General features: G+C 62.2%; 15 protein-coding genes and 1 pseudogene. 8 read left to right on the top strand and 8 right to left on the bottom strand.

What is annotated here, in order from left to right:
• Window positions 1-38 precede the first annotated feature (38 nt).
• Together REH59_RS26960 and REH59_RS26965 are read right to left on the bottom strand one after the other, a co-directional pair.
• Window positions 39-503: a hypothetical protein gene (locus REH59_RS26960; protein WP_177331254.1), complete on the bottom strand. Its 465-nt coding sequence runs from the start codon at window positions 501-503 to the stop codon at window positions 39-41.
• Window positions 451-1,985: pseudogene (locus REH59_RS26965) on the bottom strand (BCCT family transporter). Before REH59_RS26965 ends, REH59_RS26960 begins: the two are co-directional and overlap by 53 nt.
• A 532-nt stretch (window positions 1,986-2,517) precedes the next feature.
• Between REH59_RS26965 and betI the strand changes: the two are divergent.
• From betI to betA, 3 genes are all read left to right on the top strand, one after another.
• Window positions 2,518-3,174: a transcriptional regulator BetI gene (betI, locus tag REH59_RS26970; RefSeq protein WP_014859113.1), complete on the top strand. Its 657-nt coding sequence runs from the start codon at window positions 2,518-2,520 to the stop codon at window positions 3,172-3,174.
• Window positions 3,175-3,213: 39 nt separating this feature from the next.
• Complete coding sequence (gene betB / locus REH59_RS26975) at window positions 3,214-4,686, top strand: betaine-aldehyde dehydrogenase (RefSeq protein ID WP_003249182.1); 1,473 nt, start codon at window positions 3,214-3,216, stop codon at window positions 4,684-4,686.
• 77 nt (window positions 4,687-4,763) lie between these two features.
• Window positions 4,764-6,461 (top strand): choline dehydrogenase, encoded by a 1,698-nt coding sequence (gene betA, locus REH59_RS26980; RefSeq protein WP_014859114.1) that lies wholly within the window; start codon window positions 4,764-4,766, stop codon window positions 6,459-6,461.
• Window positions 6,462-6,493: 32 nt separating this feature from the next.
• Here betA and REH59_RS26985 read toward each other — a convergent pair whose 3' ends face one another.
• Window positions 6,494-8,650 carry a dermonecrotic toxin domain-containing protein gene (locus tag REH59_RS26985; RefSeq protein ID WP_014859115.1) on the bottom strand — a complete coding sequence of 719 codons (2,157 nt, stop codon included), beginning with the start codon at window positions 8,648-8,650 and terminating at the stop codon, window positions 6,494-6,496.
• Between the two features lie 177 nt (window positions 8,651-8,827).
• Here REH59_RS26985 and REH59_RS26990 point away from each other — a divergent pair, with 177 nt between their 5' ends.
• From REH59_RS26990 to trxC, 4 genes are all read left to right on the top strand, one after another.
• Window positions 8,828-10,570: a potassium/proton antiporter gene (locus REH59_RS26990; protein ID WP_014859116.1), complete on the top strand. Its 1,743-nt coding sequence runs from the start codon at window positions 8,828-8,830 to the stop codon at window positions 10,568-10,570.
• 35 nt (window positions 10,571-10,605) lie between these two features.
• The gene (gene mscK / locus REH59_RS26995) at window positions 10,606-13,914 is read left to right on the top strand and encodes a mechanosensitive channel MscK (RefSeq protein WP_014859117.1); all 3,309 of its coding nucleotides are present in this window, start codon (window positions 10,606-10,608) and stop codon (window positions 13,912-13,914) included.
• A gap of 183 nt (window positions 13,915-14,097) precedes the next feature.
• Window positions 14,098-15,558, top strand: coding sequence for a protein adenylyltransferase SelO (gene selO, locus REH59_RS27000; protein WP_014859118.1), 1,461 nt, complete (start codon window positions 14,098-14,100; stop codon window positions 15,556-15,558).
• A gap of 130 nt (window positions 15,559-15,688) precedes the next feature.
• Window positions 15,689-16,123, top strand: coding sequence for a thioredoxin TrxC (gene trxC, locus REH59_RS27005; RefSeq protein ID WP_003249170.1), 435 nt, complete (start codon window positions 15,689-15,691; stop codon window positions 16,121-16,123).
• Here trxC and REH59_RS27010 read toward each other — a convergent pair.
• Together REH59_RS27010 and REH59_RS27015 are read right to left on the bottom strand one after the other, a co-directional pair.
• Window positions 16,120-16,893: a ParA family protein gene (locus tag REH59_RS27010; protein ID WP_003249168.1), complete on the bottom strand. Its 774-nt coding sequence runs from the start codon at window positions 16,891-16,893 to the stop codon at window positions 16,120-16,122. The two genes, trxC and REH59_RS27010, sit on opposite strands and share 4 nt — an antisense overlap.
• A gap of 76 nt (window positions 16,894-16,969) precedes the next feature.
• Entirely contained in the window at window positions 16,970-17,869 is a 900-nt protein-coding gene (locus REH59_RS27015) for a LysR family transcriptional regulator (protein WP_003249165.1), read from the bottom strand.
• A 165-nt stretch (window positions 17,870-18,034) separates the two neighbouring features.
• On the opposite strand from REH59_RS27015, the gene REH59_RS27020 reads away from it, so the two are divergent.
• Complete coding sequence (locus REH59_RS27020; protein ID WP_227743112.1) at window positions 18,035-19,222, top strand: MFS transporter; 1,188 nt, start codon at window positions 18,035-18,037, stop codon at window positions 19,220-19,222.
• Between the two features lie 67 nt (window positions 19,223-19,289).
• Here REH59_RS27020 and REH59_RS27025 read toward each other — a convergent pair whose 3' ends face one another.
• The 3 genes from REH59_RS27025 to REH59_RS27035 all read right to left on the bottom strand — a co-directional run bounded on the left by REH59_RS27025 (window position 19,290) and on the right by REH59_RS27035 (window position 22,431).
• On the bottom strand, window positions 19,290-19,637 hold the full coding sequence (locus REH59_RS27025) for a YgiW/YdeI family stress tolerance OB fold protein (protein ID WP_014859120.1): 348 nt from the start codon (window positions 19,635-19,637) through the stop codon (window positions 19,290-19,292).
• Between the two features lie 116 nt (window positions 19,638-19,753).
• Window positions 19,754-20,818, bottom strand: coding sequence for a uroporphyrinogen decarboxylase (gene hemE / locus REH59_RS27030; RefSeq protein ID WP_014859121.1), 1,065 nt, complete (start codon window positions 20,816-20,818; stop codon window positions 19,754-19,756).
• Window positions 20,819-21,012: 194 nt separating this feature from the next.
• Entirely contained in the window at window positions 21,013-22,431 is a 1,419-nt protein-coding gene (locus REH59_RS27035) for an FAD-dependent oxidoreductase (protein WP_003249156.1), read from the bottom strand.
• Window positions 22,432-22,543: the final 112 nt, after the last annotated feature.

Raw genomic sequence — 22,543 nt, forward strand, 5'->3', positions numbered from 1 at the left:
AGCCGCGACACCTGGCAGTGCGGCGGCCTGCCGGGAAGTCAGCTATAGACGCGGCCAAGCACCTGGCGATGGCTCTCGAACTGATCGAGCACATCACGCACGATCTGGTCTGGGGCAAAGCCCATCAGGTCGTACTCCTGACTGCCGTCATGCAGGTAGACCTCGGCGCGGTAGAAGCGCTGGCGCAGTTCAGGCTCACCCTCGACCGGCGGCTCGCTCGACGCGGCCATATAGCCGTCAAGGCTCACTTCGTAGACGAAAGGGTTGCCTTCTTCCATCATCACCCGCAAGCCCATCAGGTTGCGCGACTGGCCAACGCGGGTTTCCACCTCGAAGCCCTGCGTCTGCAGCTGTGCAGCGGCTTCTTTCAACGCCGGGCTGACCTGCTTGTCCATGAAGCGCTGTACCACGGCCTGGGTCGGCTGCAGTTCCAGCTGGGTCAGGCGCTCGCTAAAGCCGCGACGGCCACGGGCGGCCAGTTCGGCGCGCTCCTGCTCGATCACCACGTCCTGCTTCATGGCCTTGTACAGGCCGAACATGAACAGCACCAGCACCACCGAGAATGGCAGGCCCGCCAGCACGACCATGGTCTGCATGGCTTCGAAGTTACCGGCAAACAGCAGGCCGATCGTGACCAGGGTGATCACCACGGACCAGAACACCACCATCCAGTGCGGGGCATCCTCGTCGACCTTGCCGCCTGTGCACGACAGGTTGGCCATCATCACCGCGCCGGAGTCGGCCGGGGTGAGGAACAGTACGAACCCGACGAACACTGCCACACCAATGACGATCTTGGCTGCCGGGAAGTATTCCAGCAACTGGTAGATCGACATCGATGGCTGTTCCAGCGCAGTCTTGCCCAGCTCCACGGCGCCCTGGTTGATCACCAGGTCCAGTGCGGTGTTGCCGAAGATCGACAGCCAAGCCAGGGTGAAGCCCAGCGGGATCAGCAGCACACCCATCACCAGTTGGCGCACGGTGCGGCCCTTGGAAATACGCGCAATGAACATGCCGACGAACGGGCCCCAGGAGATCCACCAGGCCCAGTAGAACACGGTCCACAGGCCCAGCCAGCGCTCCGACTTGCCGGCTTCGCCTTCATACACATAGAGGTCGAAGGTTTTCAGCACGATGCCGTTGAGGTAGTCGCCAACGTTCTGCACGAAGCCGTTGAGCAGGTGCAGGGTCTCGCCGCCCAGCAGCACGAAGATCAACAGGCCACTGAACAGCATGATGTTCAGGTTGGACAGGCGGCGAATGCCGTTTTCCACACCCGATACCGCTGCCACGGTAGCCACGCCAGCCATGACCAGGATCACCACCAGCAGGTTGGTCTTGCTGTGGTCCATGCCGAACAGGTATTCCAGGCCGGACGACACCTGCATCGAGCCGATGCCCAAGTTGGTCACCAGGCCCAGCAGGGTGACGAACATGCCGAAGATGTCGACGGCGTTGCCGGCAGCGCCCTTGACCCAACGCTCGCCCACCAGCGGGTACAGCGCCGAACGCAGTGCCAGCGGCTGGTTGTGACGGTAGGCAAAGTAACCCACGGCCAGGCCCACCAGGGCATAGATCGCCCAGCCGTGCAGGCCCCAGTGCAGGAAGGTCAGCTGCAGGCCCTGGCGCGCGGCCTCGAGGCTGGCAGGAGTGCCCTCCGGTGGGTTGAAGTAGTGGTCCAGGGGCTCGGAGGCGCCGAAGTACAGCAGCGAAATACCGATACCGGACGAGAACAGCATGCCGGCCCAGGCGCCGTAGCTGAAGTCAGGCTGGTCGTCCTTGCCACCCAGCTTGAGGTTGCCGTAGTCGGAGAAGGCCAGGTAGACGACGAACAGCAGGTATCCGCAGATGACCAGCATGTAGTACCAGCCAAAGGTGCGCGTCAGCCACTTCTGGGCCACGCCCAGCACCTGGCCGGCGGTTTCGGGTACAGCGATCAGCAAGGCAGTCAGAACAAGGATCATCAGCGCGGAGGTGAAAAACACCACGCGGTTGACCCGTACCCTCTCGGCGGGGGGCTTGGTAAGTGAGGCAGAACTCATTGCACGAATGCTCCGGGCAGTGCGGCTGTGGAGGCTAATCAGTCTTTCCCGAGCAATTGGTGGAATATCCCCACTGCATCAGGTGTTATAAAAGAACCCTGGAAACCGTGATCCCGAATCGATACGTTGCCAAAAACAGACAGGTGGCCTGCTGAAAATGCCACGCCTCAACGGAGGTGCGCGCATTCGTCACAGATCACCCCGCCCGCTCCAAGGGCCTGTCGCAGGGCCAATGGCCGTACGGCAGAATCTGCATTTCGCATCGCTCATGCCCGTCAACACCTTGTATTCCGGGGGTTACGCGATTTCCTGGGGTGTCAATCCGTGCCGTCTCGACCGCCTGAAAAACTGTCAATGGCACAAATTGTCGCAGAGCTTATTCTTTATTGATTGAACGTTCAATCAAAACAAAATAGACTGGCCTTCGCCGAGTCAGCCGCCTGTCGTCTGCTCGCAGGCCTGAGGAGATAGCAAGATGCCCAAGGTCGGTATGCAACCCATCCGGCGCCAGCAGTTGATCGAAGCCACATTGCAGGCGGTCGATCAGGTCGGACTGGGGGACGCCAGCATTGCGCTGATTGCCCGTTTGGCCGGTGTGTCGAACGGCATCATCAGTCACTACTTTCGGGACAAGAACGGCCTGATCGCAGCGACGATGGGTTACATCATGAGCATGCTCAACGAAGGCGTCAGAGCACGTCGCCAGGCCCTGAAAGACGACAGCCCGCGCGCTCACCTGAAAGTGATCATCGAGGGCAACTTCGATGCCAGCCAGGTAAACGGCCCGGCAATGAAAACCTGGTTGGCCTTCTGGGCTTCCAGCATGCACCAGCCCGATTTGCACAGGTTGCAGCGGATCAACGACCACCGCTTGTATTCCAACCTGTGCTGCCAGTTCCGCCGCGCCCTGCCGCTCTACCATGCGCGCAAGGCAGCCCGCGGCCTGGCAGCCCTGATCGACGGTTTGTGGCTGCGTGGCGCCCTGTCGGGTGATGCATTCGACACCGACCAGGCGATACGGATTGCTTACGAATACATGGAACTACAACTGGCCAAGCAGCACACCCTGGGCACAAACGACCAGGCTGCTGACAATGCGCGCAGGGCCCTTGCCAACCCGGCAGGAGCATGACGCGCAAGCCAAACCACACACTGCACTTGCGAGGACACTATGGCCCGTTTCGGAACGCAAAAACTCTACATTGATGGCGCTTACGTCGACGCTGGCAGCGATGCCACTTTCGAAGCCATCAACCCGGCCACCGGCGAAGTCCTCGCCCACGTACAGCGTGCTACCGAGGCTGACGTCGAGAAGGCCGTGGAAAGCGCCGAGCGTGGCCAGAAAGTCTGGGCTGCGATGACTGCCATGCAGCGTTCGCGCATCCTGCGCCGCGCCGTCGACATCCTGCGCGAGCGCAACGATGAGCTGGCCATGCTGGAAACCCTGGACACCGGCAAGTCGTACTCCGAAACCCGCTACGTCGACATCGTCACCGGCGCCGACGTGCTGGAATACTACGCAGGCCTGGTACCGGCCATCGAAGGCGAGCAGATCCCGCTGCGCGAATCGTCCTTCGTCTACACCCGCCGCGAGCCGCTGGGCGTGACCGTGGGTATCGGTGCCTGGAACTACCCGATCCAGATCGCCCTGTGGAAATCTGCCCCGGCCCTGGCCGCTGGCAACGCGATGATCTTCAAACCGTCGGAAGTCACCTCGCTGACCACCCTGAAACTGGCCGAGATCTACACCGAAGCCGGCCTGCCAAACGGCGTATTCAACGTTCTGACCGGCAGCGGCCGCGAAGTCGGCACCTGGCTGACCGAGCACCCGCGCATCGAAAAAGTGTCCTTCACCGGCGGCACCACCACCGGCAAGAAAGTCATGGCCAGCGCCTCCAGCTCTTCGCTGAAGGAAGTCACCATGGAGCTGGGCGGCAAGTCGCCACTGATCATCTGTGCCGACGCCGACCTGGACAAGGCCGCTGACATCGCCATGATGGCCAACTTCTACAGCTCGGGCCAGGTGTGCACCAACGGCACCCGCGTGTTCATCCCGGCTGAAATGAAGGCGGCCTTCGAAGCCAAGATCGCCGAGCGCGTTGCCCGCATCCGCGTTGGCAACCCGGAAGACGAAAACACCAACTTCGGCCCGCTGGTCAGCTTCCAGCACATGGAAAGCGTGCTGGGCTACATCGCCAAAGGCAAGGAAGAAGGTGCCCGCGTGCTGTGCGGCGGCGAGCGTCTGACTGCCGGTGACTTCGCCAAAGGTGCCTTCGTTGCGCCGACCGTGTTCACCGACTGCACCGACGACATGACCATCGTCAAGGAAGAGATCTTCGGCCCGGTGATGAGCATCCTCACCTACGAAACCGAAGAAGAAGTGATCCGCCGTGCCAACGACACCGACTACGGCCTGGCCGCCGGCGTCTGCACCAACGACATCACCCGCGCCCACCGCATCATCCACAAGCTCGAAGCCGGTATCTGCTGGATCAACGCCTGGGGTGAATCGCCGGCCGAAATGCCGGTAGGTGGCTACAAGCAGTCGGGCGTCGGCCGTGAAAACGGCGTCAGCTCGCTGGCTCAATACACTCGCATCAAGTCGGTCCAGGTCGAGCTGGGCGGCTACAACTCGGTTTTCTAAACCCTGTCTAGCCCCGCCCGTGCCACCGCGCACGGGCGTACCCGCTCCCCGATCACCGCCAACACGAGGGTACTTTCATGTCCCAAGAATTCGATTACATCATCGTCGGTGCCGGCTCGGCCGGTAACACCCTGGCGACCCGCCTGACCGAAGATGCCGGCGTCACCGTATTGCTGCTGGAAGCCGGTGGCCCCGACTACCGCTTCGACTTCCGCACCCAGATGCCAGCCGCCCTGGCCTTCCCGCTGCAAGGCCGCCGCTACAACTGGGCCTACGAGACCGACCCGGAACCTTACATGGACGGCCGCCGCATGGAATGTGGCCGTGGCAAGGGCCTGGGTGGCTCGTCGCTGATCAACGGCATGTGCTACATCCGCGGCAACGCCATGGACTTCGACGGCTGGGCAGAAATGCCAGGCCTGGAAGACTGGACCTACCTGGACTGCCTGCCGTACTTCCGCAAGGCCGAAACCCGTGACATCGGCCCGAACGACTACCATGGCGGCGAAGGCCCGGTCAGCGTGACCACGCCGAAAGCCGGCAACAACCCGCTGTTCCATGCCATGGTCGAAGCCGGCGTACAGGCCGGTTACCCACGCACAGAAGACCTCAACGGTTACCAGCAGGAAGGCTTCGGTCCGATGGACCGCACCGTGACCAAGAACGGCCGCCGCTCCAGCACTGCCCGTGGTTACCTGGACCAGGCCAAGAAGCGCCCGAACCTGACCATCGTCACCCACGCCCTCACGGATCGCGTTCTGTTCGACGGCAAGCGCGCCATCGGCGTGACCTACCTGGTCGGCGACAGCGAAGAGCGCGTCGAAGCCCGCGCCCGCAAGGAAGTGATCGTCAGCTCTGGCGCCATCGCTTCGCCGCAGCTGCTGCAGCGCTCCGGCGTCGGCCCGCGCGCCCTGCTGGAAAGCCTCGACATCCCGGTTGTGCACGACCTGCCGGGCGTTGGTGAAAACCTTCAGGACCACCTGGAACTGTACCTGCAGTACGCCTGCACCCAGCCGGTTTCGCTATACCCGTCGCTGCTGTGGTGGAACCAGCCGGCGATCGGTGCCGAGTGGATGTTCAACGGCACCGGTATCGGCGCCAGCAACCAGTTCGAGGCCGGGGGTTTCATCCGGACTCGTCCGGAATTCAAGTGGCCGAACATCCAGTACCACTTCCTGCCGGTTGCGATTAACTACAACGGCTCCAATGGCGTGAAGGAACATGGCTTCCAGGCGCACATGGGCTCCATGCGCTCGCCTGCCCGTGGCCGCATTCAGGTCAAGTCGAAAGACCCGCGCCAGCACCCGAGCATCCTGTTCAACTACATGTCCACCGAGCAGGACTGGCAGGAATTCCGTGACGGCATTCGCCTGACCCGTGAAATCATGGCCCAGCCGGCGCTGGACCCGTACCGTGGCCGCGAAATCAGCCCAGGCGCCGACGTGCAAACCGACGAACAGCTGGACAAGTTCATCCGCGAGCACGCCGAAACTGCCTTCCACCCGTCCTGCTCGTGCAAGATGGGCACCGACGACATGGCGGTGGTCGACGGCGAAGGCCGCGTGCACGGCATGAAGGGCCTACGCGTGGTCGATGCCTCGATCATGCCGCTGATCATCACCGGCAACCTCAACGCCACCACGATCATGATCGCCGAGAAGATTTCGGACAAGATCCGTGGCCGCAAGCCACTGCCGCGCAGCACTGCCAAGTACTACGTGGCGGGCGATGCGCCAGTGAAAGGCAAGCCGATGCGTGAAGTGAAGCAGGGCTGAGGCCTTGATCAGGGGCCGCTCAGCGGCCCCTTTCACGTGCGCTCAGGCAGCGCAAAGAATGTGCGCATCAACGAATCATCCTCCGTGCCCAGCCGCATCGCCAGTGCCTGGCGATCGAACAGCTTGCCTGTGCGCATATCACGCACTGCCTTCCCGCTTGGCGCCTGCGCCAGCGCCTTCAGGCACACCTCGGTAAAGCGATAATTGTGCCCTTGAACGGCCGTCACCTTTTCCACTTGCAGGTAGCGCCCGGGCATCATCAAAGACTCCGCCTCATCCGGTCGCCTTGAGAAGGGCCCGATAGGCGTCGCCTGCATATCCTCGCCCGGCTCCAACACATAAACCAACGCGTTTTCATCAAAAACATCCCTGCCACTGATTTGAGCCTGCGGGTCGTTGAAAACCTCCCAGAGGGCATAGGGGTTTTCAGTGAATGACGTGAAGTCGGTGGTCACCAGCACGTCACCCACTTCAACGGCGCCCTCACCAACTGCCTGAAAACCCGTGCCCCGCAGGCTGGAGGCAGCCCGATACAGCCTCACTTGATTAGTCACGCCGATTTGCCCAAGTGCGTGAGAAAGCGCATGGCTGCGCTGGATATGCGCGGCGCGCGTGCCCTCTAGCGGCATACCCCGCCACAGGTTGTTGTAACGCTCCGGCGAGCTGGTGTACTCGGCAATGGCGGGCGAGCCAAAGCCGTGCTCATCGCGAAACACGGGGTAGGGTTCACTGAAGGCATCCAGATACTCGCCATTGGGCCCCAAGGCATCGAGATCAGCCCACGGTACCGCGCCCAACAGAGCTTGCTGGCGGGCCAGCGCCTGATCCGACACCGCCAGCAATTCATCCGCCGCCGGGGCCATGTAAAGCCCCCAGTCGACCTTGGCGGCAGAGGCTTGCGCCTGACCAGCCACCCGCGGGGGGACGTGACCATCGGTAAACAGCTCGCTGGCTCGCAGCATGGCTATATCAAGCAGGATGAACAGGATATCCGTCAGTACTGACCACCATGCTGCTGCGCGCCAGCCCTGCTTGCCATTGATTGCCCGGTCCAGATGCAGCGCCAGGCTGGCGGTGCCTAGACCGAGCGATGCCAATATCACTGGCCAGCCAAACGGCGCCATCGGTGCTATCACGAAGCTCGCCGCTTGCACGCCCGCCAGCCACTCGGCCTTTCGCAGCTGGGCATTGGTGGTCAGCCGTTCGTGAGCGTCGCGGGTCAGATCATCCATCACCGCATCACGTAGACGAACGAACAGGTCCCCTTCAATGGACTGCCCCAAGATGGCGGTGTCACCTCGCGACTGAGCGAGCAACTTGAAGTAATTGCGTAGTCGCGGGCGTAGCGACTGCGCCAGTACCCCGTCCCCGACGAACAGCCTGACCAGCCGCTCTCGCCCCACCGTCGTGGCGGCCTGGTCAGCCATCCACTCCTGAAACGCATGACGATCGTCGAACACCTGCACCACAGCCTGAACATCGGCAAGATAGAGGCACAGCCTGCCAGTCTTCAGCTTGCGCAAGAACATCAGCTTGGCGCTGATACTGCCAATGACAAGCGCGTTCCACCCAGATTGAGCACTCGCTTCCCGGGCCAGTCGCAAGGCTTGTACGGTAGTCGGCAGTGCGGGTGCAGCGAGTGTCACCCCCATCAGCTCCTGGCGCTCAGGTTCGCTCAACCCAGATTGGCCCACAGCAGCCATGAAGCGGGCACGGGCCAGCACACAGTAGTCTTCGCCATGCCGTGCTCGAAACGTGCTCAGCGCCTCGGTGTAGCGCCCTGCAAAGTCCAGCCGCCAGAACGCCGTCAGTACTTGCTGAGGGTCGAGCCGCACTTCGTTGCGTTCGTCGTAAACTGCGTGGCTGGCATCCACCCGGTAGAAGCCACCATAAATACTTAACTCGTCAGCACTGGCCTGCTGCTGCGGGCTAAATCGCTGGATGACCAGTTCGGTAAGGCTCAAAGAGCGTCGTGGCGGCCCACTGTGGCGCCAGCCGGTGAAGCTCAACGAACTGCTGGCCGCCGACTGGAACTCATGCCAATAGAGCCCGTCCGGATCCAGCCAGTACCCCAGTTGGCGGCGAAGCACATGGCCCGCCGCCTGGCGCGCCAAACTGTGCAAATCAGGAAATTGCCCGAGCAGGCGCTGGGCCACCTGGGCGAGAGAAATGGTTTCTTTGACATTCATGTCACTTGGCTGCCTGACAGTGGGCAAACCATTACAGCCGCAAGCCGCAGCGACGATGCGGTATCGCTTTACAGCCTGCGTCGGCCTCAGGTTAGAATCGATTGGCACGCGACCTGCTAGCTTTTGCTGGAAAATGCGCTACCACGTCCCTTCCCCGCTGTCTCGGAGTACCTGCCTTTGGATGCAAGCACCATCAACAGCCTGTTCCTGATCGGCGCATTGCTGGTGGGTGCAAGTATCCTGGTCAGCTCGCTGTCGTCGCGCCTGGGCATCCCTATTCTGGTCATCATCCTCGCCGTCGGCATGGTCGCCGGTGTCGATGGTGGCGGCATCATCTTCAACAATTACCCAACCGCCTACCTGGTGGGCAACCTGGCACTGGCCGTCATCCTGCTTGACGGTGGCCTGCGTACGCGGGTGGCAAGCTTCCGCGTGGCGCTGTGGCCGGCGCTGTCGCTGGCCACGGTCGGGGTGATGATCACCACCGCCCTCACCGGCCTGGTTGCCGCCTGGCTGTTCAACCTGAGCCTGATTCAGGGCTTGCTGATCGGTGCGATCGTCGGCTCCACCGACGCCGCTGCAGTGTTCTCGCTGCTCGGCGGCAAAGGCCTGAACGAGCGGGTTACGGCTACCCTCGAGATCGAGTCGGGCAGCAACGACCCGATGGCGGTGTTCCTCACTGTCACCTTGATCGACATGATTGCCAGCGGCCAGACCGGGCTGCACTGGGGCCTGCTGGGCCACTTGTTGCGTGAGTTCGGTATCGGCGGGCTGCTGGGCTTGGGCGGTGGCTGGCTGATGCTGCAACTGGTCAACCGCATCAACCTGGCCGGCGGCCTTTACCCCATTCTGGTAGTGGCCGGTGGCCTGGTGGTGTTCTCGCTGACCAACGCCCTGCATGGTAGCGGCTTCCTCGCCGTTTACCTGTGCGGCCTGGTGCTGGGCAACAAGCCTATCCGCAGCCGCCACGGCATCCTGCACATGCTCGACGGCATGGCCTGGCTGGCGCAGATCGGCATGTTCCTGGTGCTGGGGTTGCTGGTCACGCCGCACGACCTACTGCCCATCGCCCTGCCGGCACTGGGCCTGGCGCTGTGGATGATCCTGGTGGCGCGGCCACTGTCGGTGGTCGCGGCCCTGCTGCCGTTCAAGGCTTTCCATGGCCGCGAAAAGGGCTTCATTTCGTGGGTCGGCCTGCGCGGCGCGGTACCGATCATTCTGGCGGTGTTCCCCCTGATGGCGGGCCTGCCAGACGCCCAGCTGTTCTTCAACCTGGCCTTCTTCATCGTGCTGGTATCGTTGCTGGTGCAAGGCACCAGCCTGCCGTGGGTGGCCAAGCTGCTGAAAGTGACGGTTCCGCCAGACCCGGCGCCAATCTCCCGCTCCGCCCTTGAGGTGCACATCACCAGCGAGTGGGAAATGTTCGTCTACCGCCTGGGCGCCGAAAAGTGGTGCATCGGTGCCGCCCTGCGCGAGCTGAAAATGCCCGAAGGCACACGGATTGCCGCGCTGTTCCGTGGTGAGCAACTGCTGCACCCGTCGGGCAGCACGGTGCTGGAGGTTGGCGACATGCTCTGCGTGATCGGCCACGAACACAACCTGCCGGCCCTCGGCAAGTTGTTCAGCCAGGCGCCACAGCGTGGCCTGGATCTGCGTTTCTTCGGCGACTTCGTGCTCGAAGGCGATGCCGAACTGGGTGCGGTGGCAGCCTTGTATGGCCTGAAGCTCGATGGCCTCGACGCGAAAATGCCGTTGGCGCAGTTCATCCGACAGAAGGTCGGAGGCGCTCCAGTAGTAGGGGACCAGGTCGAATGGCATGGCACGATCTGGACCGTGGCAACCATGGACGGGAACAAGATCCAGAAAGTAGGCGTCAGATTCCCCGAAGGAACGCGACCCGGACCAGGATTGTTCCTCTAAACTTCGTTTCAGCCGGATCCACAAGTAGTCTGCCTATGTCCCTGCGCGTGTACCTTCGCACAGCCCTGCTCGGGTTGTGCCTGTCCCTTTCTTTTGCGGCTAGCGCGGCAGAAGCCCCGACCACCGCCAGTATCCAGAACAGCCTCGACAAGATCGCCGAGCGCAAGCTGCCCGAGGCAGACCAGAAGGCGCTGCAGCAGGTGCTCGAACAAACGTTGAGCCTGCTTGCTGCCAAGGAAGACAACGAAAAGAAACTGGCTGCACTCAAGCAGCAGCTGAGCAGCGCCCCCAAGGAGACCAGCGACAGCCAGAAGGAGTTGGCCAGGCTCAAGGAAACCAAGGCACAACCGGTGGCACAGCGCTACGCCAACCTCACCGTGCCACAGCTTGAACAGATGCTCAGCGAACGCAACACGCTGCAGGGCGAGCTGCAAAAGGCGTTGTCTGAAGCCAACAGCCTGATCATCAACTCGCAAACCCGCCCCGAGCGCGCCCAGGCCGAGATCAGCAGCAGCCAGACCCGCACCCAGCAGATCAACAACATCCTCAAAACCGGCAAGGACGGTGGCAAAGCCATCAATGCCGACCAGCGCAACCAGCTCAACGCCGAGTTGGCCTCGCTCAACGCGCTGACCCTGCTGCGCCGCCAGGAACTGGCCGGCAACAGCCTGCTGCAAGACCTCGGCAATGCGCGTCACGACCTGCTGGTCGAGCGCGCTGCGCGCCTGGAGCAGGAAATCCAGGACCTGCAGACGCTGATCAACGCCAAACGCCTGGCCCAGTCCCAGGAAGCCGTCACCCAGCAGTCGATCGAGGCTCAGAAGGCCGGTGGCAGCAGCCTGCTGGCCACTGAAAGCGCGATCAACCTCAAGCTTTCCGACTACCTGCTCAAGAGCACCGACCGCCTTAACGAACTGACCCAGCAGAACCTGCGCACCAAGCAGCAACTCGACAGCCTGACCCAGGCCGACCAGGCGCTTGACGAGCAGATCAACGTGCTCAAGGGAAGCCTGCTGCTGTCGAAGATTCTCTACAAGCAGAAGCAGACCCTGCCGCACCTGAAGGTCGACCGCGACCTGGCCGACCAGATCGCCGACACCCGCCTGTACCAGTTCGAAGTCAACCAGCAGCGCGAGCAGATGAGCAGCCCGGTCACCTACGTCGACAAGCTGCTGGCGGCGCAACCGCAGGAAGATGTGACCCCGCAGCTGCGCAAGGCCCTGCTGGAAGTGGCCATCACCCGCAGCGACCTGTTGGAGCGGCTGAACCGCGAGCTGTCGGCGCTGCTCAACGAATCGATCACCCTGCAGCTCAACCAGAAGCAGCTACTGGGCACCGCGCAGAGCCTGCGCACCACCCTCGACGAGCAAATGTTCTGGATCCCCAGCAACAAGCCGCTGGACTGGGACTGGCTGCAATACGTGCCGGAGCGCCTGGCCGACCAGGTCGCCAACCTGCCGTGGGGCTCCAGCCTGAAAGAGCTGGCCGATGGCCTGAGCCAGCGCCCGTTGCTGTTCCTGCCGCTGCTGTTGGTGATCGGCGCGCTGTTGTGGCGGCGCAAATACCTTTACCAACGGTTAGGCAAAGTGCACCAGGATATCGGCCACTTCCGCCGTGACAGCCAATGGCACACGCCCCAGGCAATCCTAATCAACATTCTGCTGGCGATGCCGGTCAGCCTTGGTCTGGCGCTGTGCAGCTACGCCCTGCAGATCGACGCCCGCGGGCAGAATGCCAACCTGGGCGCCGCACTCTGGCAGCTGGCCCAGGCCTGGCTGGTGTTCTACACCGCCTACCGTATCCTCGCACCCGGTGGCGTGGCGGAAGTCCACTTCCGCTGGCACAAACCACAGGTCGAGTTCCTGCGCGGCTGGGTTCGCCGCCTGGGCACCGTGGTGCTGGCACTGGTCGGCGTGGTGGCGGTGGCCGAGCACCAGCCTTCGGCATTGGCAGACGACGTGTTGGGCATCGGCGTGGTGCTGACCTGCTATGCGTTGATGGCCTGGCTGCTCAGCCGCCTGCTGCTCAGCAGCCCGGCGCACCGTGACACCTCGCTGTTCCGCAGGGCGGTGGGAGTAGCATTCACCGCCCTGCCCATCGCCCTGTTCGTCGCCGTGTGCTTCGGCTACTACTACACCGCACTGAAGCTTACCGACCGACTCATCTACACCCTGTACCTGCTGCTGTTCTGGCTGGTGATCGAGGCTGCCTTCGTGCGCGGCCTGTCGGTGGCTGCACGACGCCTGGCCTACCAGCGTGCGTTGACCAAACGTGCGGCAGCCAAGGAAGGGCTGGATGGCGAAGTCATCACCGAAGAGCCAACGCTGGATATCGAACAGGTCAACCAGCAGTCGCTGCGCCTGATCCGCCTGGCCCTGCTCGGCGGCTTCATCGCCGGCCTGTACTGGGTATGGGCCGACCTGATCTCGGTGTTCGCCTACCTCAACAATTTCGTCCTCTACGAATACACCAGCGGCACCGGCGCCGCCGCCAGCATGGTACCGATCAGCCTCGGCGACCTGCTCGGCGCGCTGGTGATCGTCGGCATCACTTTCGCCCTGGCCGGCAACTTGCCAGGTTTGCTGGAAGTACTGGTGCTGTCTCGCCTGAACCTGGCCCAGGGCAGTGCCTACGCCACCACCACGCTGTTGTCGTACACCATCGTCGGCATCGGCATCGTCAGCACCCTGTCGACCCTGGGGGTGAGCTGGGACAAGCTGCAATGGCTGGTGGCCGCGCTGTCAGTAGGGCTGGGCTTCGGCATGCAGGAAATCTTCGCCAACTTCATCTCCGGCATCATGATCCTGTTCGAGCGCCCGGTACGGATTGGCGACACCATCACCATCGGCAACCTGTCGGGCACGGTAAGCAAGATCCGCATCCGTGCCACCACCATCACCGACTTCGACCGCAAGGACATCATCGTCCCCAACAAGACCTTCATCACTGGCCAACTGATCAACTGGTCGCTGACCGATACGGTCACCCGGGTGACGCTGAAGCTGGGCATCGACTATGGCTCAGACCTCGACCTGGTGCGCGACCTGCTGCTCAAGGGCGCGCATGAGAACCCACGCGTGCTCAAGGACCCGGAACCGATCGTGTACTTCCTCAACTTCGGCGAAAGCTCGCTGGACCACGAACTGCGCATGCACGTACGTGACCTGGGCGACCGCAACCCGACGCTGGACGAGATCAACCGCTACATCAACCGCGAGTTCAAGGCCCACAACATCAAGATCTCGGTACGCCAGGTAGAGGTATTCCTGATGGACGCGAAGGGCGGCAAACAGCAATTGATTCCGATGGAACAGCCGAAATCGGATGGCACTGCTTCGGCCTGAATGGGCTCGAATACTTTATTGTGTGCAAAATGGCTGCGAGGGCTTCGCCCTCGTTCGCGGGTGAACCCGCTCCTACACAGGGACCGCACGGCTTTCAGGCGCTGCATGTTCTTTGTAGGGGCGGGTTCACCCGCGAAAGGCCGCCAAGCGGCCCCATTGGCACCGATTCCAAGGAGCAGTCCCGTGAAAGCCCTCGACCAACTCACCTTCGACAACCGCTTCGCCCGCCTGGGCGATGCGTTCTCCACCCAGGTGCTGCCCGAGCCCATTGCAGACCCGCGCCTGGTGGTAGCGAGCGAGTCGGCCATGGCCTTGCTCGACCTCGACCCCGCCCAGGCCGAGCTGCCGGTGTTCGCCGAACTGTTCAGCGGCCACAAACTGTGGGAAGAGGCCGACCCTCGGGCGATGGTTTATTCCGGCCACCAGTTCGGCTCGTACAACCCACGTCTGGGCGACGGCCGTGGCCTGCTGCTGGCCGAAGTGCTCAACGACGCAGGCGAACACTGGGACCTGCACCTCAAGGGCGCCGGCCAGACACCCTACTCCCGCATGGGTGACGGCCGCGCCGTGCTGCGCTCGTCGATTCGCGAGTTCCTCGCCTCCGAAGCCCTGCACGCTCTGGGCATCGCTACCAGCCGGGCACTGTGCGTGATCGGTTCCAGCACCCCGGTGTGGCGCGAAACCCGTGAAAGCGCGGCCATGCTGACGCGCCTGGCGCAGAGCCATGTGCGTTTCGGTCATTTCGAGTACTTCTACTACACCAAGCAGCCCGAGCAGCAGCGCGTGTTGATCGACCATGTGCTGGAACAGCACTATCCCGAATGCCGTGACGCCGAGCAGCCTTACCTGGCCATGTTCCGCACCATCGTCGAGCGCAATGCCGAACTGATCGCCCGCTGGCAGGCGTATGGCTTCTGCCACGGCGTGATGAACACCGATAACATGTCGATCCTCGGCATCACCTTCGATTTTGGCCCCTATGCGTTCCTGGATGACTTCGACGCCAACTTCATCTGCAACCACTCCGACGATCGAGGCCGCTACAGCTACGCCAACCAAGTGCCCATCGCCCACTGGAACCTCAGCGCGCTGGCCCAGGCACTGACCACCGTGATCGAAGTTGAGCCACTGAAGGAAGCGTTGGGCCTGTTCCTGCCGCTGTACCAGGCCCATTACCTGGACCTGATGCGCCGGCGCCTGGGGCTGACCAACGCCGAAGATGATGACATGGCGCTGGTCGAGCGCCTGCTGCAGTGCATGCAACGCGGTGGCGTGGACTACAGCCTGTTCTTCCGCAAACTGGGTGAGCAGCCGGTGGCCGAGGCGCTGAAGGCAGTGCGCGATGACTTTATCGACCTGGCCGGCTTCGATGCCTGGGGCGCAGACTACCTGGCCCGCTGTGGGCGTGAACCCGGCAATGCCGAAGGCCGCCGTGAGCGGATGCATGCGGTAAACCCGCTGTACGTGCTGCGCAACTACCTGGCGCAGAAAGCCATCGAAGCGGCCGAGGCGGGGGATTACAGTGAAGTTCGACGGCTGCACCAAGTCCTGACCAGGCCGTTCGAGGAACAGCCCGGGATGCAGGCCTACGCCGAGCGACCGCCGGAGTGGGGCAAGCACCTGGAAATCAGCTGCTCTTCCTGATTAGCGCCGAATCCTGTGGGAGCGGGCTTGCCCGCGAAGCAGGCAACGTGATGGATTGCACCGGCTTCGCCGGTGTTCGCGGGCACGCCCGCTCCCACAAGGAAACCGTGAACCCAACACCGGAGATGAAATGACCGACCCACTGGTAATCCCCTGCCCCCACTGCAACGGCCTCAACCGCCTGCCCGCCGAGCGCCTGGGCGATGCGCCGAAATGCGGTCGCTGCAAACAGGACGTGCTGTTGAGCACCCCTTTCGAGCTCACCGAAGCCAGCTATGCCAGCCAGATCAAAGGCGACCTGCCGCTGCTGGTCGACATCTGGGCCGACTGGTGCGGCCCGTGCAAGTCATTTGCCCCCACCTTCGAAGAGGCCGCCCGGAAGCTTGCAGGCCGCTGCCGCCTGGCCAAGCTCGACAGCGAAGCCAACCGTAACCTCGCAGGGCAACTGGGCATACGCTCGATCCCCAGCCTGCTGCTGTTCAAGAACGGCCGCGAAGTCAGCCGCCAGGCCGGGGCGTTTCCACTCCAGTCCCTGCTGGAGTGGCTGCGTAACCACGGGGTTTAAGCATTCTCCTCAAGCAGCGAATGCAACTCGACAAACTGCAGAGTCAGCTTGTGCCGCGGCTCCAGGTGAATCAGCGGCAGGCTGGCGTGGTGCGATTCGCGCATTTTCACTGAGCTGCCCAAGTACACCGGCAGCACCGGTAACCCTTCGGCCAGCAGTTCGTCGAGCATCTGCTGTGGCAGGCTGGCACGTGACTGGAACTGGTTGACCACGATGCCTTCGACCACCAGGTCTTCGTTGTGGTCTTCCTTGAGGTCTTCGATCTCGGCCAGCAGGCCATACAGGGCCTGGCGCGAAAAGCTGTCGCAGTCGAAGGGGATCAGCACGCGATCGGCAGCGATCAGCGCAGAAACCGCATAGAAATTAAGCGCCGGCGGGGTATCGATGTAAATACGCTCGTAATCCTCGTCCAGCTCGTCGAGCAACTTGCGCAGCTTGTTGATCTTGTGTTTTGCCTCCAGCTTTGGCTGCAGGTCGGCCAGCTCGGCAGTGGCGGTGACCACATGCAGGTTGTCGAATGGGGTTTCGTAGATATCGACCTTGTTCTTCTTGCTGAACGGCCCGCTGGAAAGGCTTTGCTTGAAGAAGTCGGCGATGCCCATGGGGATGTCCTCGCCGGTCAGGCCGGTGAGGTATTGGGTCGAGTTCGCCTGGGCATCCAGGTCGATCAACAAGGTCCGGTAGCCTTCATTGGCACTGACCGCCGCCAGGTTGCAGGCAATGCTCGACTTGCCCACGCCACCTTTCTGATTGAACACCACGCGCCGCATGATTGACCTCCGTGTATCAACGAATGCCCGAGTATGTGGCGGCAGTGGGGCAATGACCAGTGCCATTTGACCGGCATCACGCCTGACCGACCACCTGCCCTGTCAACAACTCGGCAAATGCCTTGGCCATGACCGAATGGCCGCGCTCACGCTGCACCAGCCACACCGCCGACATCGCCTCTTCATCGAGCAAGGTGCGGTACACCACACCTTCTATACGCATGCGCTGGAACGACGCCGGCAGCACCGACACCCCCAGCCCCGCCGAGACCAGGCCGATGATGGTCATCGCTTCCCCTGCCTCTTGCGCAAAATGGGGGCTGAAACCCGCATGCCGCGCCAGGCTCAGCAATTGTGCATGCAAGCCGCTGCCATAACTGCGCGGGAAGAACACGAAGGGCTCAGGGGCCAACGCCGCCATGTAGACGCCTTGCTCAGTGCCCTCAGCCAGCGGATGCGAAGCATTGATCACCGCCACCAACGGTTCTCGGAACAACTCGGTGGCCACCAACCCCTCCGGCAGCGGCATCGGCCGCATCAACCCCACCTCGATGGACTCGTCGAATACCCCTTCGGCAACATCACGGCTGCTCATTTCCTTGAGGTTCAGGTGCACCGCCGGAAAGCGCTGACGGAAAGCATGAATGGCCTTGGGGATTTTCGAGGTGAACGGGGCCGAGGAAGTGAAACCGATTTTCATCTCGCCCAGCTCGCCCAACTGCGCACGCCGGGCTACATCCGCGGCCTTCTCCACCTGCGCCAATACCTGGCGCGCTTCCTCGAGGAACAATCGCCCGGCCTCGCTCAGTTCGACACGACGATTGGTACGGTCGAACAACCGGGCCCCCAACTCCTGCTCCAGAGCCTGGATCTGCTGACTCAAGGGCGGCTGGGAAATACCCAGCTGCTGGGCGGCGCGGCCAAAGTGCAGCTCTTCGGCCACAGCAATGAAGTAACGCAGATGACGCAATTCCATGATCTGCTCCAAACAAGTCGCCAAACATCTCAAATAGGTCGAACAATATATTGGATCTAATCGTTAGCCAGCTATATGCTTTTTTCATTGCGCCAGAGGTACCCGCCCGTGAAAACTGCAGTAGCCCCCCTCCTCCTTGAGCCAAAACCTGCCATCCTGACCGAAATGTGGATCGAAAAAGGCACACCCGCTTTCATGAAAACCGTGCTGGCCTTGTTCAGCGGCGGTTTCGCCACCTTCGCCTTGCTGTACTGCGTACAGCCAATGATGCCTCTGCTATCCAACGAGTTTTCCATCAACGCGGCGCAGAGCAGCCTGGTACTGTCGGTGTCCACCGCCATGCTGGCGTTCGGCCTGCTGATCACCGGCCCCATTTCTGACCGCATAGGGCGCAAACCCGTGATGGTGTTCGCGCTGGTCTGCGCCGCCCTGTCCACCTTGGCCAGCGCAGTGATGCCCAGCTGGGAGCTGGTACTGGCCACCCGCGCCTTGGTCGGCCTGTCGCTGAGCGGCCTGGCGGCAGTGGCGATGACCTACCTGAGCGAAGAGATTCACCCGCAACACATTGGCCTGGCCATGGGCCTGTACATCGGCGGCAACGCGATTGGCGGCATGAGCGGGCGGCTCATCACTGGCGTACTGATCGACTTCGTCAGCTGGCACACGGCGATGCTGACCATTGGCGGCCTGGCCCTGGTGGCCGCGCTGGTGTTCTGGAAGGTGCTGCCGGAATCACGCAATTTCCGCGCACAGACGATGAACCCACGCAGCCTGCTGGACGGTTTTGTCATGCACTTCAAAGATGCAGGCCTGCCCTGGCTGTTTCTTGAAGCCTTCTTGCTGATGGGCGCCTTCGTCACCCTGTTCAACTACATCGGCTACCGCCTGCTGGCCGAGCCCTACCACATGAACCAGGCGCTGGTCGGCTTGCTGTCGGTGGTTTACCTGTCGGGTATCTACAGTTCGGCACAGGTCGGCGCGCTGGCGGACAAACTGGGCCGGCGCAAGGTGTTCTGGGCCAGTATCGTGGTAATGGCGGGTGGCTTGCTGATGACATTGGCCAGTCCGCTGGTGATGGTGATCGTGGGCATGCTGGTGTTCACCTTCGGCTTCTTTGGTGCGCACTCGGTGGCCAGCAGCTGGATCGGCCGCCGGGCGCTGAAGGCCAAGGGGCAGGCGTCGTCGCTGTACCTGTTCTGCTACTACGCTGGCTCCAGCGTGGCCGGTACGGCGGGCGGGGTGTTCTGGCACCAGTGGGGCTGGAACGGGATCGGGCTGTTCATTGGCAGCTTGCTGGCGGTGGCATTGCTGGTGGCATTGCACCTGAGCAAGTTACCACCCAAAACGGTGTGAGGCATTCGCGGGCATGCCTGCACCCACAACCTGTGGGAGCGGGCGTGACCACGAAGAGTCCATCAGATCAGTTGATGATCTCGACAATATCCACATCCACTTCCCGGCTCATCAGGTGCTTTTCCACCTCACCGGTCAGCTTCACCTTGGTCTTGTCGTTGAACGGCGTCGGCGGCAGGTCCTCATCGTCGATCTCGACAGTGATGGTGCCGGTGTTGTCCTTGAACTCGTACTTGTCGTCGTTGTTGATCTTCTTGGTCACGAAGCCTTGCAGCACAACCGGAGTGTCATCGGCGGCGTCGTTGGCGGCGGCAACCGTGGTTACCGACTGGGCGCCAGGGCCGGTGTAGCCAGCGGCAAATGCGCCAGTGCTGAACAAGGGGGCGAGGATGAGGGCGAGATAACGGATTTTCATGATAATCGGGTCCTGTTTCGGTTTCGATGGGACCAGATTAGCGACGATCGCTGAATTCAAACTTAACGTACAAAAAACCCGGCATCGAAGCCGGGTTTACTGTGCAGTGCATCAAGTCACTGGTGGTACTGCGCCGACAGTTCGTGCACGGCGTTGATGAATGCACCCGCATGTTCCGGATCAACTTCCGGCGTGATGCCATGACCAAGGTTGAACACATGGCCAGTGCCGTGGCCATAACTGGCCAGGATGCGCGCCACTTCCTTGCGAATGGCCTCGGGCTTGGCGTACAGCACGGTCGGATCCATGTTGCCTTGCAAGGCTACTTTGTCACCCACGCGGCGGCGGGCGTCGCCGATCTCGCAGGTCCAGTCCAGGCCCAGTGCGTCGGCACCTGCGTCGGCGATGCTTTCCAGCCACAAACCACCATTCTTGGTGAACAGGATCACCGGCACCTTGCGCCCCTCGTGCTCGCGGATCAGGCCGCTGACGATCTTGCGCATGTAGGCCAGGGAGAACTCCTGGTAGGCCGCCGCCGACAGGTTGCCGCCCCAGGTGTCGAAGATCTGCACGGCCTGGGCGCCGGCCAGGATCTGACCGTTAAGGTAGCTGGTGACCGACTGGGCCAGCTTGTCCAGCAGCAGGTGCAGGGCTTGCGGATTGTCGTAGGCCATGGCCTTGGTCTTGCGGAAGTCCTTCGACGAGCCGCCTTCGACCATGTAGGTGGCCAGGGTCCACGGGCTGCCGGAGAAGCCGATCAACGGCACACGGCCATTGAGCTCACGGCGAATGGTGCTGACCGCGTCCATCACGTAGCCGAGGTCTTTCTGTGGGTCCGGGACTGGCAGCGCTTCGATGTCAGCGGGGGTGCTGATGACCTTCTTGAAACGCGGGCCTTCGCCGGTTTCGAAGTACAGGCCCAGGCCCATGGCATCGGGAATGGTAAGGATGTCCGAGAACAGGATCGCTGCGTCCAGCGGGTAGCGGTCCAGCGGCTGCAGGGTGACCTCGCAGGCGAACTGCGGGTTCATGCACAGGCTCATGAAGTCACCGGCCTTGGCGCGGCTGGCGCGGTACTCCGGCAGGTAGCGGCCGGCCTGGCGCATCATCCACACCGGGGTGACGTCTACGGGTTGCTTGAGCAGTGCACGCAGGAAACGATCGTTCTTCAGGGCAGTCATGTCGGCATCCGGAAAAATAGTGCGGGCATTTTCTCAGACACCAGCGCAAAAGGCACGGCCATGACCATGTGTTTTGTCTATTGGATGCCACAGATCAAGCGTTTTTGTATACAAAAGCTTCGCGGGCATGCCCGCTACCACGGGTTCTACGCTTAACCCTGTGGGAGCGGGCATGCCCGCGAACAGGCCGAAAATCAGACTTCGAGGTAGTCCAGGATACCCTCGGCGGCCGTACGCCCTTCGAAGATCGCAGTCACCACCAGGTCCGAACCACGCACCATGTCGCCACCGGCAAACACTTTCGGGTTGCTGGTCTGGTGCTTGAACTTGCCCTTCTCCGGGGCAACCACACGGCCCTGGCTGTCCAGCTGAATGCCATGCTGCTCAAACCACGGCGCCGGGCTCGGGCGGAAGCCGAAGGCGATTACCACGGCGTCTGCCGGCAGGATCTCTTCGGAGCCCGGGATTGGCTCAGGGCTGCGGCGCCCACGGGCATCAGGCTCGCCCAGGCGAGTCTCGACCACTTTGACGCCTTCGACCTTGTCCTCACCCACAATGGCGATGGGCTGGCGGTTGTAGAGGAACTTCACACCCTCTTCCTTGGCGTTCTTCACCTCTTTGCGCGAACCCGGCATGTTGGCTTCGTCACGACGATAAGCACAGGTCACTGCCTTGGCACCCTGACGGATCGAGGTACGGTTGCAGTCCATCGCGGTGTCACCACCACCCAGCACCACCACTTTCTTGCCCTGCATGTCGACGAAGTCTTCCGGCGACTTCTCGAAGCCCAGGTTGCGGTTGACGTTGGCGATCAGGAAGTCCAGTGCGTCATGCACGCCCGGCAGGTCTTCACCCGGGAAGCCGCCCTTCATGTAGGTGTAGGTACCCATGCCCATGAACACCGCGTCGTACTCGGCGAGCAGCTGTTCCATGGTCACGTCCTTGCCCACCTCGGTGTTCAGGCGGAACTCGATGCCCATGCCGGTGAACACTTCACGGCGGTTGCTGAGCACGGTCTTTTCCAGCTTGAACTCGGGGATACCGAAAGTCAGCAGGCCACCGATCTCAGGGTTTTTGTCGAACACCACCGGGGTTACCCCGGCGCGCACCAGCACATCGGCGCAGCCCAGGCCAGCCGGGCCTGCGCCGATGATGGCGACGCGCTTGCCGGTGGGCTTGACCTTGGACATGTCCGGGCGCCAGCCCATGGCGAAGGCGGTGTCGGTGATGTACTTCTCCACCGAGCCGATGGTCACCGCGCCGAAACCGTCGTTCAGGGTGCAGGCACCCTCGCACAGGCGGTCTTGCGGGCAAACACGGCCGCATACTTCCGGCAGGGTGTTGGTCTGGTGCGACAGTTCCGCCGCGGCCAGGATGTTGCCTTCGGAGACCAGCTTCAACCAGTTGGGGATGAAGTTGTGTACCGGGCACTTCCACTCGCAATACGGGTTACCGCAGCCCAGGCAGCGGTGCGCCTGCTCCACGGACTGCTGCGGCTTGAACGGTTCGTAGATTTCCACGAACTCCTTCTTGCGCTGGCGCAACAGCTTTTTTTTCGGATCCTTTCGGCCCACTTCGATGAACTGGAAGTCGTTGTTCAGACGTTCAGCCATTTTTCAAAACCTCTTTACAGCAGCTGCAAGCTACACGCTGCAAGCCGCAAGACGATCACTTAAGCCGGGCAAACCTCTCACTGCCATTACGTGCAGCTTGAGGCTTGCCACT

The organism is Pseudomonas sp. BO3-4 (assembly GCF_034044115.1).
GTDB lineage: Bacteria > Pseudomonadota > Gammaproteobacteria > Pseudomonadales > Pseudomonadaceae > Aquipseudomonas > Aquipseudomonas alloputida.

Coding starts and splice junctions, on each gene's coding strand:
- REH59_RS27025 (WP_014859120.1), bottom strand. CDS start 19,637: ATGAAAATCCGTTATCTCGCCCTCATCCTCGCCCCCTTGTTCAGCACT.
- REH59_RS27035 (WP_003249156.1), bottom strand. CDS start 22,431: ATGGCTGAACGTCTGAACAACGACTTCCAGTTCATCGAAGTGGGCCGA.
- REH59_RS27010 (WP_003249168.1), bottom strand. CDS start 16,893: ATGCGGCGCGTGGTGTTCAATCAGAAAGGTGGCGTGGGCAAGTCGAGC.
- trxC (WP_003249170.1), top strand. CDS start 15,689: ATGACCGACCCACTGGTAATCCCCTGCCCCCACTGCAACGGCCTCAAC.
- REH59_RS27020 (WP_227743112.1), top strand. CDS start 18,035: ATGTGGATCGAAAAAGGCACACCCGCTTTCATGAAAACCGTGCTGGCC.
- mscK (WP_014859117.1), top strand. CDS start 10,606: ATGTCCCTGCGCGTGTACCTTCGCACAGCCCTGCTCGGGTTGTGCCTG.
- REH59_RS26985 (WP_014859115.1), bottom strand. CDS start 8,650: ATGAATGTCAAAGAAACCATTTCTCTCGCCCAGGTGGCCCAGCGCCTG.
- hemE (WP_014859121.1), bottom strand. CDS start 20,818: ATGACTGCCCTGAAGAACGATCGTTTCCTGCGTGCACTGCTCAAGCAA.
- betA (WP_014859114.1), top strand. CDS start 4,764: ATGTCCCAAGAATTCGATTACATCATCGTCGGTGCCGGCTCGGCCGGT.
- betB (WP_003249182.1), top strand. CDS start 3,214: ATGGCCCGTTTCGGAACGCAAAAACTCTACATTGATGGCGCTTACGTC.
- REH59_RS27015 (WP_003249165.1), bottom strand. CDS start 17,869: ATGGAATTGCGTCATCTGCGTTACTTCATTGCTGTGGCCGAAGAGCTG.
- betI (WP_014859113.1), top strand. CDS start 2,518: ATGCCCAAGGTCGGTATGCAACCCATCCGGCGCCAGCAGTTGATCGAA.